The 12,012-nt window shown below is 71.5% G+C and carries 11 protein-coding genes; 10 read left to right on the forward strand and 1 reads right to left on the reverse strand.

Translation table 11 applies throughout. The features are described from left to right. Positions 1-222 precede the first annotated feature (222 nt). From GA0070558_RS12305 to GA0070558_RS12315, 3 genes are all read left to right on the forward strand, one after another. Complete coding sequence (locus GA0070558_RS12305) at positions 223-663, forward strand: hypothetical protein (protein ID WP_141722207.1); 441 nt, start codon at positions 223-225, stop codon at positions 661-663. A 204-nt stretch (positions 664-867) separates the two neighbouring features. Next, on the forward strand, positions 868-1,854 hold the full coding sequence (locus GA0070558_RS12310; protein ID WP_218106986.1) for an AraC-like ligand-binding domain-containing protein: 987 nt from the start codon (positions 868-870) through the stop codon (positions 1,852-1,854). A 170-nt stretch (positions 1,855-2,024) separates the two neighbouring features. Then, positions 2,025-2,462: a hypothetical protein gene (locus tag GA0070558_RS12315; RefSeq protein WP_091278657.1), complete on the forward strand. Its 438-nt coding sequence runs from the start codon at positions 2,025-2,027 to the stop codon at positions 2,460-2,462. Positions 2,463-2,891: 429 nt separating this feature from the next. Here GA0070558_RS12315 and GA0070558_RS12320 read toward each other — a convergent pair whose 3' ends face one another. After that, positions 2,892-3,881, reverse strand: coding sequence for an N-acetylglucosamine kinase (locus GA0070558_RS12320; RefSeq protein WP_091278660.1), 990 nt, complete (start codon positions 3,879-3,881; stop codon positions 2,892-2,894). Between the two features lie 198 nt (positions 3,882-4,079). On the opposite strand from GA0070558_RS12320, the gene GA0070558_RS12325 reads away from it, so the two are divergent. From GA0070558_RS12325 to GA0070558_RS12355, 7 genes are all read left to right on the forward strand, one after another. Continuing rightward, complete coding sequence (locus GA0070558_RS12325) at positions 4,080-5,036, forward strand: MurR/RpiR family transcriptional regulator (RefSeq protein ID WP_077939248.1); 957 nt, start codon at positions 4,080-4,082, stop codon at positions 5,034-5,036. Next, a complete protein-coding gene (locus tag GA0070558_RS12330; protein WP_077939249.1) occupies positions 5,033-5,782 on the forward strand; it encodes a sugar isomerase domain-containing protein in 750 nt (249 codons plus the stop codon). The genes GA0070558_RS12325 and GA0070558_RS12330 overlap by 4 nt, the downstream gene beginning before the upstream one ends. A 25-nt stretch (positions 5,783-5,807) precedes the next feature. Beyond that, complete coding sequence (gene ngcE / locus GA0070558_RS12335) at positions 5,808-7,220, forward strand: N-acetylglucosamine/diacetylchitobiose ABC transporter substrate-binding protein (protein ID WP_043967674.1); 1,413 nt, start codon at positions 5,808-5,810, stop codon at positions 7,218-7,220. Positions 7,221-7,262: 42 nt separating this feature from the next. Beyond that, the gene (locus GA0070558_RS12340) at positions 7,263-8,204 is read left to right on the forward strand and encodes a carbohydrate ABC transporter permease (protein WP_043967675.1); all 942 of its coding nucleotides are present in this window, start codon (positions 7,263-7,265) and stop codon (positions 8,202-8,204) included. Positions 8,205-8,217: 13 nt separating this feature from the next. Then, the gene (locus GA0070558_RS12345; RefSeq protein WP_091278662.1) at positions 8,218-9,177 is read left to right on the forward strand and encodes a carbohydrate ABC transporter permease; all 960 of its coding nucleotides are present in this window, start codon (positions 8,218-8,220) and stop codon (positions 9,175-9,177) included. 35 nt (positions 9,178-9,212) lie between these two features. Continuing rightward, positions 9,213-10,898: a bifunctional 3'-5' exonuclease/DNA polymerase gene (locus GA0070558_RS12350; protein WP_439709590.1), complete on the forward strand. Its 1,686-nt coding sequence runs from the start codon at positions 9,213-9,215 to the stop codon at positions 10,896-10,898. Positions 10,899-11,057: 159 nt separating this feature from the next. Next, a complete protein-coding gene (locus tag GA0070558_RS12355) occupies positions 11,058-11,651 on the forward strand; it encodes a nucleotidyltransferase family protein (protein ID WP_074474259.1) in 594 nt (197 codons plus the stop codon). The last annotated feature ends 361 nt before the right edge of the window (positions 11,652-12,012 follow it).

Consider the following 12,012-nt stretch of genomic DNA (forward strand, 5'->3'; position numbering starts at 1 on the left):
CGACATCGTCCATGGACGTCCAGGATCGGGGGCGCGAGCGTGCCGGGTCGCCATCCTGGTCGAGGTAAGGGCGTCGGGAGCTGCCCAGACTGTGCGAGTGGCGACCGCTACGCGCCAGTCGTTTGGTCCGACGGGGGGTGCCGCCCGGCAATGGGCGGCACCGGGCCGAGCGTTCGGAGCACCGAGGGATGTCCAAGGCTGTCTGTCGAGAGGAGAAGAATGATGGATCTGGCGAGGCGGGCAACTGCGGGTGTGGTCGCGCTGACGATGGGTCTGTTCGCCGCCGTGTCGTGGTCAAGCCCGGCCCTGGCGGTCAGCTGGGAGCGGAACCAGGCCACCCGGGGAACCGTCGACAACGGCTACGACAAGGACTGCACGCCGGCGGACCCGTTCAGCAACTCCGTCGCCTGCTGGCAGCCGTACGGCGACGTGCTGTGGGTTTCCAACAACAGCTCGCTCGGTGACACGCCCACGGCGGTGTGGTGGAACTACTACCCCAGCGACAGCACGCTCTACCGGCAGGGCACCTGCACCTTCACGTCCGCCGGTTGGGGTTACTGCAACAAGGACATGCACGAGAACAGCCTGATCAAGCTGCGGATCTGCGACAGTCCTGACGCGGATCGGCAGTGTTGGACGTCGATCATCAGCACGCGCGCCTGATCGCGGGCGCAACGCGCGGACGCGCCCGTCGAGGAGATCGGGCCAGCGGGGTCGGGCTTCCCACCGTCAGGGGGCCCGACCCTTCAGCCTGTGTGGCCCACCCGGTGAGGGAAGTGTCGAGCTCGTGGCTCGCTGAGCGCGTCGAGAGTCCATTTAGCGTCGCCCGTGCGCGTGGTCGAGCTTGCCCGGTGACGATTCCGATCAGTGGAGTTGACTGTGCTCGAAAGCAGGTTCAGCACCGATGACCTCCCGCAAGCCGACCGGTGGCCAAGCTGGAACGAGTTCGGTGTCAGCTCTCACTACCCAGCACGAATACGCACCCCTCATCCGGACAGCTTCCAAGGCTCGGTACGCGTACTCGACCTCGGTTCCATCCAGGTGTCCACCCTCACCTACAGTCCGCTGGAGGTGATCCGGACCCCGAAGATGATCCGGCAGTCCGACGCTGGCCTGTACCAGCTCGTCCTCCACCTGCGCGGGCGGATGGGCGTCTCCCAGGCCGGCCGCGACAATAGCTTCGACTCCCGCAGCCTGGTCCTCCATGACACCTCACGGCCCTTCCACTCCTGGGCGGCGGCCGGCCGAGGCCCCATCGTCAGCTGCCTGGTCGTCCTGATCCCGAGGAAGCTGATCCCCCTCCGACCGCAGATACTCGACCCGCTCAACACCACACCCCTGCCAACACGGCGTGGTTTCGGCGCCATGCTCAGACGCCACCTCATCGGACTACAACAAGACGCCGCCAACTGGACGGCGGCCGACGCCGCACGCCTCGCAACCATCACCCTTGACCTGCTCGCCGCCACCTACGCCCACGAACTCCAAGCCACGAGAACGCTGCCGTCCGCCACATACCAGCGAGCCCTGCACACTCGAATCCACGAATTCATCCAACAGCAACTCGGCGACCCCGGTCTCACCCCTGAGGCGATCGCCGCAGCACATGCCATCTCTACCCGCTATCTGCACAAGCTATTCCAACAGCAGGGCCTGACCGTTGCCGCGTGGATACGCCAAAACCGGCTCGAACGCTGCCGCCACGACCTCGCCGACCCCCACCAACGTGACCGACCCATCCACGCCATTGCCCACCGGTGGGGCTTTACCAGCAACGCCCACTTCACCCGCCTTTTCCGCACCACCTACGGCACCGCCCCCAGCGAGTACCGGCACCACACCCACCACCGGTAGCCCGCCACGGTGTGCGCCCACAGTCAACCGTCGTGCGCCCGCTTTCAATGACATTCGCCGTGACACGCGAAAGTATCGGGATACGGCAAGTCCCTCCGGCGAGTCCGACCTGGAACACCCGGTGCCACCGGTCCATGAACGGACAAGTCAATCCCGAAGAGAGGAAGGGTATGAAGCGGAAGTTCCTGGCTGTCGCTGCTGCGGTAGTCCTATCGATCGGCGTGGCCGCCACCACACTGGCCGGCGCGCCTGACATCGCGCAGGCGCATGTGGATCGGTCGGCGTCGGCGTCGGCAGTCACCGATCCTGACCTGCGACCCGGTGCGCGACTGGCGTGCAAATCGGAGCCCTGGGGAGTCTACGATTCGGGCTACGCCTACACGGTTCCCGGAAAGACCACACCGATCAGAAGTGGCCCCTATTCGGACTGCCCTTTCACCGCTCTGTACCAGAACACGAAGTTCTGGGTCGACTGCCGCGACAGCAACGACCTGGGCAACCTCTGGTTTCACGGCTGGGCGATGAAAGACGGCACTCGCTATTCAGGCTGGGTCTACAGGGACAACCTGGGCGTCATCCAGAACTCGAACGGCGCCTGGTGCTCGTAGCTTCCTGACCAAAACAACTTTCACCCCTGGTCAGACGGCTTGAGATCCCTGGGGCACCAGGCGTTCGTGCACGAGGCCCCTGACCAGGGCCGGGTTAGGGCTGGGCGGGGCAGCGGCGGGCCCCGCCCGGCTGCGCCACCTCCGGCCATTCGCGTTCCACTGCCGGCGGCCGGGGCGTCGAGTTGGGCGAGCCGGCCGGGCTGACCGCAGGTGGTGTTCAGCCGGTCGGGGGTCAGGTTCGACCTGCCCCTCCGGTCGGCACGTCTTATGGGTTGGCACGTTCGGCCCTATCCGACGAGGTGGCCGGCCAGGGTATACGCCGGTGACCGGGCGAGTCGGGCGGAGGGGCTGCTACCTACCGCGAAACTGTCGGAAGGCCTTCAAGCAGGCTCAGGGCATAGGCCAACTCAAAGATTCTCGAACCGGCCGTCATGCCGTCGCCGGCACCAGCAGCGGGTGCAGGGCGGCCGGGTCGGCGACCTCGGGCAGGTCGCGGGCGGCGAGCCAGGCCGCCCCGGCCGCCCCGTCGCCGGCCGTGGTCAGCGGCGCGGCCGGCCACCGTCGGGCCAGCTCCGCCCGGACGGCGGCGGCCAGCGGGGTGTCGCCGGTGAGCAGCCCGCCGCCGAGGACCACCGGGTCCACCGCGCCGGCCGGGCGGATCCGCGCGGCGCTGTCGGCGAGGTGGCCGGCGGCCGCCCCGATCAGCCCCGCCGCGACCGGTTCGGCGTCGACGGCGGCGGCGACCACCAGCGGCGCGAGCCGGGACAGCTCGACCGGCGGCCGGCGGGTGACGACCTGCACCACGGCGTCCACGGTGTCGCGGGGCCGGTCGGCGACCCGCTCGTCGCCGAGCAGCTCGGCGAGCACCCGGCGGCCCAGCGGCCCCGGGGCGTGCCCCGCGTCCAGGTCGGCCAGGAGCCGACGGACCGCCTCCCGGCCCAGCCAGAACCCGGAGCCGGCGTCGCCGAGCAGCCAGCCGTGGCCGTCGGCGACCCGGTCCAGCCGCAGGTCGCGGACCTGCGCGGCGATCGCGCCGGTGCCGGCGATCAGCACCGTGCCGTGCGCGCTGGGCGTGCCGGAGGCGTACGCCACGAGGGCGTCGCCGTGCACCGCGTACGGGCAGCGCAGGCCCGCGTCGCGCCACGCCCCGTCGAACGCGGCCCGCCCGGCGGGGTCGGCGAGCAGCCGCCCCGCCCCGGCGAGCCCGATCGTGCCGGCCCGCACCCGGGCCGGGTCCACGCCGGACAGCGCGGCGCGCAGGGCGGTCAGGAGCTCCGCGGCGGCCCGCTCGGCGCCATGGCTGGTCGGGTTGCCGCCGCCGGCCCGGCCGGTGCCGAGGCGTTCCCCGGCCAGCGTCACGGCGAGCGCCCGGGTGGACGTACCCCCGACGTCGAGGCCGACCACGACGGTGTCGGACATCCGGTGGGCCTCCCCGGGTCGGCGGTGCGGGCGGATTCATGCTGGTCGGCCCGGCCGCGCGGGGCAAGATCCCCGGCCGGGCGGAGGGCCGCGCGTCAGGTAACAGTTTGAAAACTTCGACCACGGTCTTGACACGGAGGGCCCTTCAGTAAGAACTTTTACCACTAACAGTTAACACTCTTTTCCGAAAGGCGTCGCATGGTGGATCACGAGGTCGACACCCCCCGGGGCGCCGCCGTGGTCGACGCCGACCAGGCCGACCGGCGGGCCGCGCTGCCCACCGACGGCGTGCTCGCCCGCGTCCGGGCCGGCGCGGCGGAGCTCACCGGCGCGCTGCGCCGCGTCGCCGAGCACGTGCTCAGCGACCCGGAGGCCGCCGCGCGGGCCACCATCGTCGAGCTGGCCGAGCGCAGCGGCACCTCCCCGGCCACCATCACCCGGTTCTGCCGCGCGATGGGCTTCGAGGGGTACGCCGACCTGCGCCTCGGCATCGCCGCCGAGACCGGGCGGGCCCGCTCCGCCGGCTGGACCGTCGACATCGGCCGGGAGATCCAGCCCGGCGACCCCCTGGAGCGGGTGCTCGGCCAGATCATGGCCGCCGACACCCGGGCCATGCACGACACCGCCGCGCTGCTCGACCTCGCCCAGGTGGAACGGGCGGCCGTGGCCATCGCCGGGGCCAGCCGGGTCAACATCTTCGGCGCGTCCGGCAGCGCCCTCGTCGGCGAGGAGATGCAGTTCAGCCTGCACCGCATCGGGGTGGCCGCCTGGGCCTGGAGCGACGTGCACGAGGGGCTGGCCAGCGCCGCGCTGCTCGGCCCCGGCGACGTGGCGCTCGGCATCTCGCACACCGGGCAGACCCGGGAGACCATCGAGCTGCTCGCCGAGGCCGGCAGCCGGGGCGCGACCACCGTCGCGCTCACCGGCTTCCCCCGCTCGCCGCTGGCCGAGCTGGCCGACCTGGTGCTGCTCACCGCCAGCCAGGCCACCACGTTCCGCCCCGACGCGCTGTCGGCCCGGCACCCGCAGCTCGTCGTGCTCGACCTGCTCTACATCGCCGTCGCCCAGCGCACCCACGACCGCGCCCACGCGGCCTTCCGGCGCACCGCCCAGGCCGTCGACGGGCACAAGGCCGCGAAGGGGGCCACCGCATGATCAGCGCACAGGGATACGCCGAGGCCGTCCGGCCCGTCCTCGACCGGGTCGTCGACTCGCAGGCCGGGGCGGTCGGCCGGGCCGCGGACCTGATCGCCGCCGGCCTGCGCGCCGGCGGGGTGCTCCAGGCGTTCGGCGCCGGCCACTCCGAAGCGTTCGCCGCCGAACTGGTCGCCCGGGCCGGCGGGCTGGTCCCCACCAACCGGATCTCCCTGCACGACCTCGTGCTGCACGGCGACGCGCCCCGCGACGTGCTCGCCGACCCCAAGCTGGAACGCGACCCGGCCGTCGCCCACCAGCTCTACGCCCTCGCCGCCCCGCAGCCGGGCGACGTCTTCCTGATCGCGTCCCAGTCCGGCATCAACGGCTCGGTGGTCGAGCTGGCGACGCTGGTCACCGGGCACGGCCACCCGCTGATCGCGGTCACCTCGGTCGAGCACACCTCGCGGGTCGCCCCCCGGCACCCGTCGGGGCACCGGCTCGTCGACCTCGCCGACGTCGTGCTGGACAACGGCGCGCCGTACGGTGACGCACTGCTGCCGCTCTCCGGCGGCGGCGCGGTCTGTGCGGTCTCCTCGGTCACCGCCGCGCTGCTGGCGCAGTTGGTGACCGCGGAGGTCGTCCGACGGTTCCACCAGGCCGGGGAGGTACCCCCTATCTACCTCTCCGCCAACGTCCCCGGTGGGGACGAGCACAACCTCGCCCTCGAGTCGCGGTACGCCGGGCGTCTCCGGCGCACCGCCTGATTCGACACCTCAAGGAGAGACAACGATGTCGGTTACCCCCGAGCACCCGGCCGATCTGAGCCGCCGGACCCTGCTGCGCCGTGCCGCCGCGGCGGGCCTGCTCGTCACCCCCGCCGCGGGCCTGCTCAGCGCCTGCGCCGGCAGCGAGCCGAGCAAGTCCGACGACACCGGCGCCGCCAAGAGCAAGGACAACCCGTTCGGCGTCAAGGACGGCAGCGCCGTCAAGGTCGTCATCTTCAACGGCGGCCTCGGCGACCAGTGGGCCAACGAGGACAAGGCCGTCTTCGCCGCCAAGCACGCGGGCGTGACGGTCAACATGAGCTCCACCCAGAAGATCAAGACCGAAGAGCAGCCGAAGATGGCGACGCAGCCGAGCGACCTCGTCATGAACTCGGGCGCCGACATGATGGACATCAGCACCCTGGTCAACGAGGGCGCGATCGAGCCCCTGGACGACCTGCTCACCGCCCCGGCGTGGGACAGCGAGGGCACCGTCGCCGACACGCTGCTGCCCGGCACGGTCGAGGACGGCACCTTCCAGGGCAAGTTCTACGTCGTCAACGTGGCCTTCACCGTGTGGGGCAACTGGTACAACGGGGCGCTGTTCGCCAAGGAGGGCTGGCAGCCGCCGACGACGTTCGACGAGTTCTTCGCCCTCGCGCCGAAGATCAAGGCCAAGGGCATCGCCCCGTACGTGCACGACGCCGTGCACGGCTACTACCCGCGCTGGGCCCTGATGGCGACGATCTGGAAGTCCGCCGGCCGGCAGGCGGTCGTCGACATCGACAACCTGAAGGAGAACGCCTGGAAGGCCGACGGGGTGCTGCCCGCCCTCCAGGCGTGGGAGAAGCTGGTCAAGGACCGGCTGCTGCTGCCGGGCAACCTCAACCACACCCAGTCCCAGCAGGCGTGGCTCGACGGCAAGGCGGCGTTCATCCAGGTCGGCACCTGGCTGAAGAACGAGATGGCGGCGACGATCCCGCCGGGCTTCGAGATGAAGCTGTCGGACTACTGGGGCCTCGGGGCCACCGACAAGGCGCCCAAGGACGTCTTCGCCGGCGCGGGCGAGGGCCTCGTGGTGCCGAGCAAGGCCCCGAACAAGGCGGCGGCGAAGGAGTTCCTGCGGGCCGTGCTGTCGAAGTCCGGCTCCGCCAAGTTCGCCGAGCTGACCAAGTCGCTGGCCTCCACCAAGGGCTCCGGCGACGGCGTGCAGGACACGGCGCTGGCCAGCGCCAACGAGCTGATGCGCAACGCGCCGAAGGACCTGATCAAGACCAAGCTCTTCGACTTCTACGCCGACCTGGACAAGGAGAGCCAGAACCTCTCCGAGGAGCTGATGGCCGGCCGGCTCACCGCGCAGCAGTTCGTCGACAAGATGCAGGCGGCCGCCGACAAGGTCGCCAAGGACTCGTCGATCAAGAAGCAGACCCGCGCCTGATCCCGGTGGCGGCCCACTGATCCGTTCGAGAGAGTGAGTGGAATGCGGCACGGTGTCGCGCGCTTCGTCACGGGCTTCCTGGCCCTCCCCGTCGCGCTGTACCTCTTCTACGTGGTGTGGCCCTTCGCCCAGGCGGCCGGATACTCGCTGACCAACTGGGGCGGCTACTCCGACAAGCAGGAGTTCGTCGGGCTGGACAACTACGTCCGGCTGTTCTCCGACGAGCTGATCAGGAAGGCGTTCTGGCACAACGTGTTCTTCCTGGTCACCGTGCCGCTGTTCACCATCGCGCTGGCCCTGTTCCTCGCGTTCCTGCTCAACGTGGGCGGACGCGAGGACAGGGCCGGCATCCGGGGGGTCTTCGGCTCCGGGCTCTACAAGGTCATCTTCTTCTTCCCGCAGGTCCTGTCGCTCGTGGTGATCGCCGTGATGTGGCAGCAGATCTACCGCTCGGACAACCAGGGCCTGATCAACGGCCTGCTGATGAAGATCGGTCTGGTCGACGCCGACAACCCGATCGGCTTCACCGCCGACCCCGAGCCGTTCCTCGGCGTGCCCGCGGTGCTGTGGTGGCTGCTGTTCATCGCCGTGTGGAGCGGGGCCGGCTTCTACATGGTGCTCTTCTCGGCGGCGATGCAGTCGATCCCGAAGGACATCTACGAGGCGGCGCTCCTCGACGGGGCCAGCCGGTTCCACACGTTCTTCCGGATCACCCTGCCGCTGCTGCGGGACACCATCTCGGTGGCCTGGGTCTACCTGGGCTTCATCGCGCTGGACATGTACGCCCTGGTCTTCGTCATGACCCCGAGCCAGGGCGGGCCGAACCACGCCAGCGAGATCTTCGCGTCGGTGCTCAACTTCACCGCGTTCCAGAAGGGGCAGTTCGGCTACGCCTGCGCGATGGGCGTGGCGCTGGCCATCTTCACGATCCTGCTGGCCGCTCTCCAGCTCCGGATCACCCGCCGTGAGCGGATCGAGTACTGAGGAGACCCCGACGATGAGCACGGTGACCCACCCGTCCGGTGAGCGGGCCCGCCCCGGGCGTCCGGCCCCCCGCCCCGCGCCGAGCCGGGGCCTCGTCAGCCGCGGCCGGGAGCTGGGCGGACGCTTCTTCAACGGCTTCTCCCACCTGTTCCTGGTGGTCTGGGCCGTGATGGTGATCTACCCGCTGCTGTGGGTGGTGATGTCGGCGTTCAAGGACGACTCGGAGGTCATCCGCGAGCCGCTGTCGCTGATCCCCGACGAGCTGCACTGGGACAACTTCACCCGCGCCTGGGGCGAGGGGCACCTCGGCGCGTTCTTCCTCAACACGCTGCTGGTCCTGGTCGGCAGCGTCTTCCTGACCATGCTGCTCGGCTCGATGGCCGCGTACGTGCTGGCGCGTTACGAGTTCCCCGGCAACCGGCTGATCTACTACATGTTCCTGTCCGGCCTGACCCTGCCCATCTATCTCGCCGCCGTGCCGCTGTTCAAGGGCGTCTACAACACGGGGATCGTCCTGCCCCTGCTGGGCCCGAACCGGCACCTCATGCTGATCATGGTGTACGTCGCCTGGTCGCTGTCGTTCACGGTCTTCTTCATGCACTCGTTCTTCCGGACGCTGCCCGACTCGATCGCCGAGGCCGCGATGGTCGACGGGGCCTCGCACAGCCGGTTGTTCTTCAGCATCATGCTGCCGATGGCCAAGCCGGGCCTGATCAGCATCGGCATCTTCAACGTCCTCGGCCAGTGGAACCAGTGGTACCTGCCGACGCTGCTCATGCAGTCGGTCGCCGGGGAGCCGAAGAACCAGGTGATCGCCCAGGGGCTCATCGAGCTGTCGGTCAACCAGGGCTACAAGAGCGACTGGAGCGGGCTGTTCGCCGGGGTGACCATGGCGATGCTGCCGGTGCTCATCGTCTACATCGTGTTCCAGCGCCAGGTGCAGTCCGGCCTGACCGCCGGCGTGAGCAAGTAGCCGCCGCACGCCGAGCGTCGTACGGTGCAGGCAGAATCGCGTTCGTGCTGGTGGCGGTGGAGGCGGACGACCGGGGCGGGGGAGCGTTGCTGCCCCTCGACCAGGCCGGCCGTCCCACCGGCCCGGCCGAGCAGGCCACCGACCTCGCCGCCGCCGTCGCCGCCCGGGAGGCCGCCGCCCACCCCCGCTGGGTCTGGGGCAGCGGCGCAGGCGTCTACCCGGCGCTGCTGCGCGCCGGGGTCCGGCTCGACCGCTGCCACGACGTCGAGCTGACCGAGTCGCTGCTGCTCGGGCACGCCGGCCGCTGGGGCGAGCCCCGCTCGCCGGCCGCCGCGTGGGCCCGGCTGACCGGCGCGCCGGTGCCGCCGGATCCGCCGCCCCGCGCGGCCGAGCCGCCCGGCCACGGCCAGGGCGCGCTCTTCGACACCCTGCCCGGTCCGCCGGGCCCCGGCGTCGAGGCCCTGACCCGGGTGTACGCCGACCAGCTCGACCGCATGGCCGCCACCGCCCATCCCGGCCGGTTCCGGCTGCTGGTGGCCGCCGAGTCGGCCGGCGCGCTGATCGCGGCGGAGATGGGGGCGGCCGGCCTGCCCTGGCGGGCCGAGGTGCACGACGAGATCCTCACCGGGCTGCTCGGCGAGCCGTCCCCGGTCGGCGGCCCGCCCCGCCGGTTGGCCGAGCTGACCGCCCGCATCGCCGAGGCGTTCGGCCTGCGCCAGGTGCACGCCGACTCCCCGGCCGAGCTGCTGCGGGCGTTCGCCCGCGTTGGCGTGGAGCTGCCCAACACCCGGGCCTGGGTGCTGCGCGGCGTCGACCACCCGGCCGTGCCGCTGGTGCTGGAGCACAAGGAGCTCTACCGGATCTGGACGGCGCACGGCTGGGCCTGGCGCGACGCCTGGGTGCGCGACGGCCGGTTCCACCCGGAGTACGTCCCCGGCGGCGTCGTCTCCGGCCGGTGGGCCACCCGGGGCGGCGGCGCGTTGCAGATCCCCAAGGTGATCCGGCGGGCGGTGGTGGCCGACCCGGGTTGGCGGCTCGTCGTCGCCGACGCCGGCCAGCTGGAGCCGAGGGTGCTCGCGGCGGTCTCCGGCGATGCCCGGCTGGCCGCCGCAGGCGGGGCGGGCGACCTCTACGCCGCCCTGGCCCGGGACTCGTTCGGCGGCGACCGGCCCCGGGCCAAGGTGGCCCTGCTCGGCGCCATGTACGGGCAGACCGGCGGGATGGCCGTCCCCGCCCTCGCGGTGCTGCGCCGCAACTATCCGACCGCCTTCGCGTACGTGGAGGCGGCGGCGCGCACCGGCGAGGCCGGTGGCCTGGTGCGCTCCTGGCTGGGGCGCACCTGCCCGCCCGGCACGGCCGGTTTCACCGACGGCGACGACGCGGGGGTCGACCTGGAGGCGGCGGCCGACCCGCAGGGCCCCCGGGCGCGGGCGGCCCGGTCCCGGGGGCGGTTCACCCGCAACTTCGTCATCCAGGCCACCGCCGCCGAGTGGGCGTCCACGTTGCTGGCCACGCTGCGCACGGCGCTGGCCGGCAGCGACGCCGAGTTGGTCTTCTTCCAGCACGACGAGGTGATCGTGCACTGCCCGGCCGGGCAGGCCGACGCGGTGGCCGAGGCGGTCCGCGCCAGCGGCGCGCGGGCCACCGCCCTGCTGTTCGGCGACACCCCGGTCCGGTTCCCGCTGGACCTGTCGGTCGTGGACTGCTACGCGGACGCCTGACCTGGCCGGAAGCGGCAGCACGACGACGCGCAGCGGCTGGCTGGCCGACCCGAAGCGGCCGACGGTGCCCCGCCCCGCACCCAGAGTGCGGCAAATATCCTTTTCGCCCCGACACTCATTGCGGGGGTGCTCGTTGCACCCGGTGTGCGTATCGCAGGAATGATCATCGCGGCGGGCGGGGGACGCCGCCTCGGTGGCCCCGAGGCGTTGCTCCACCAGGGTGACCAACCCCTGGTGGACCGGATGATCGACACGATGACCGAGGCGGGCTGCGCGCAGATCGTGGTGGTGCTGGGCGCGGCGGCCGACCAGGTGCGGCAGACCGCCGACCTGACCCGGGCCACGGTGGTGGTCAACCGCGCCTGGGGCACCGGCGTCGGCTCGTCGATCCGGGCCGGCCTCGCGGCGCTGACCGACCAGCGGATCGAGGCGGTGGTCGTGGTCCCGGTGGACATGCCGGGGCTCACCCCGGCGGCCGTGCGGCGGGTGGCCGCGTTGCCGTACCCCGACGTGCTGGTCTGCGCCACCTACGACGGGCTGCGCGGCTACCCGATGCTGTTCGGCCGCCGGCACTGGTCCGGCATCGCCACCCTGGCCAGCGCCGACGTCGGGGCCCGGCCCTACCTGCTGGCGCACAAGGACCAGATCGTCGACATCTCCTGCGACTCGGTGGCCGACGGCAGCCGCGTCGACACCCCGGAGCTGATGGCCCTGTACGGGCTGACCGTCCCGCCCCAGCGCGTCGGCGCGTAGCGGCGTTCCTGTGGTCGATTCCTGGACGGTTACTGCTCGCTGGTGACAGGAACCGTCCAAGATTCAGAGCGACTCCGCCCTCCGAGGTGCCGGGCAGGTGCGCGATGTCCTCGGGGCCGCTCGTGAAACACGACACCGCCGTAGCGGCGACCAGCTCCGTTCTCGTGCCGCAGCGAGCGCAGGGCGACATCGTCCCCGCCTGCGGTGCCCTGACCGCAGCCGGCCCCCCACCAACACGCCGCCGCCCAGGAGCATCACACCACGCGATCGCACTCGCCCGCCCGCGCTCCCTTTCTGTCCCCCTTTGCTCTGCACCCGGATGCGCAACAGGCACGCGACGTGGTCGACCGCCGGATGCCCC

It is taken from the genome of Micromonospora haikouensis, from assembly GCF_900091595.1.
Lineage (GTDB): Bacteria > Actinomycetota > Actinomycetes > Mycobacteriales > Micromonosporaceae > Micromonospora > Micromonospora haikouensis.

What these genes read in the sequence shown, in the direction of transcription:
- GA0070558_RS12320 (WP_091278660.1), bottom strand. Translation starts at nt 3,881, where the DNA reads ATGTCCGACACCGTCGTGGTCGGCCTCGACGTCGGGGGTACGTCCACC.
- GA0070558_RS12315 (WP_091278657.1), top strand. Translation starts at nt 2,025, where the DNA reads ATGAAGCGGAAGTTCCTGGCTGTCGCTGCTGCGGTAGTCCTATCGATC.
- GA0070558_RS12345 (WP_091278662.1), top strand. Translation starts at nt 8,218, where the DNA reads ATGAGCACGGTGACCCACCCGTCCGGTGAGCGGGCCCGCCCCGGGCGT.
- GA0070558_RS12305 (WP_141722207.1), top strand. Translation starts at nt 223, where the DNA reads ATGGATCTGGCGAGGCGGGCAACTGCGGGTGTGGTCGCGCTGACGATG.
- GA0070558_RS12325 (WP_077939248.1), top strand. Translation starts at nt 4,080, where the DNA reads ATGGTGGATCACGAGGTCGACACCCCCCGGGGCGCCGCCGTGGTCGAC.
- GA0070558_RS12330 (WP_077939249.1), top strand. Translation starts at nt 5,033, where the DNA reads ATGATCAGCGCACAGGGATACGCCGAGGCCGTCCGGCCCGTCCTCGAC.
- ngcE (WP_043967674.1), top strand. Translation starts at nt 5,808, where the DNA reads ATGTCGGTTACCCCCGAGCACCCGGCCGATCTGAGCCGCCGGACCCTG.
- GA0070558_RS12355 (WP_074474259.1), top strand. Translation starts at nt 11,058, where the DNA reads ATGATCATCGCGGCGGGCGGGGGACGCCGCCTCGGTGGCCCCGAGGCG.
- GA0070558_RS12340 (WP_043967675.1), top strand. Translation starts at nt 7,263, where the DNA reads ATGCGGCACGGTGTCGCGCGCTTCGTCACGGGCTTCCTGGCCCTCCCC.